Source organism: Dietzia sp. UCD-THP (genome assembly GCF_000349585.1).
Taxonomy (GTDB): domain Bacteria; phylum Actinomycetota; class Actinomycetes; order Mycobacteriales; family Mycobacteriaceae; genus Dietzia; species Dietzia natronolimnaea_A.
In genome coordinates this window covers 1-464 of record NZ_KB714644.1, presented here as the reverse complement: position 1 = coordinate 464, position 464 = coordinate 1, and the positions used below count along the sequence as shown (strand labels likewise).

Annotated in this window: 1 protein-coding gene; it reads right to left on the bottom strand. The window is 73.1% G+C overall.

All coding sequences use genetic code 11. The features are described from left to right. Positions 1 to 20 precede the first annotated feature (20 nt). Positions 21 to 464, bottom strand: a 444-nt coding sequence (locus H483_RS28470; protein WP_017836705.1) for a hypothetical protein, incomplete at its 5' end; no start/stop codon positions are given.

Here is a 464-nt window from a genome sequence, read left to right as displayed (position 1 = left end):
GCTGCGCGCCCCCGGCGTCGTCAGCCGTCGTAGGCGACCGTCTCCACGACGATCGGCCCGGCGACGGCCCCGCCGGTGGTGGTGAGTCGGTATTCGACCCGGCCCGGGCCGGTGGAGATCTGCGCCTCGTAGGGGTGGGAGATCGGATCGGGGATGCCCGTCGAGATCCGCGGGAACGGGACCTGCGCGACCTTCTCCCCGGTGGCCCCGGTGTCGAGGTTGCGCCACGAGAGGGTGGCGGTGAGGTTGCACGGACCCACCCCGGCGACGGCGAAGGCCCAGGCGACGGACGCCGTGTCCGGGTACCCGTCGCCGTCGAGAGTGGTGGAGATCGCGCCCGCGCACAACCCAGAGGGTGAGCCGCCCACGGCGATCACGCGGTCGGGAGCAGGGAACAGGAGAGGTATTGCCTGGGAGGAGTCCTGGGCATTCGCGGTGGCCGGGGCCGTGACGGCGGCGGTCAG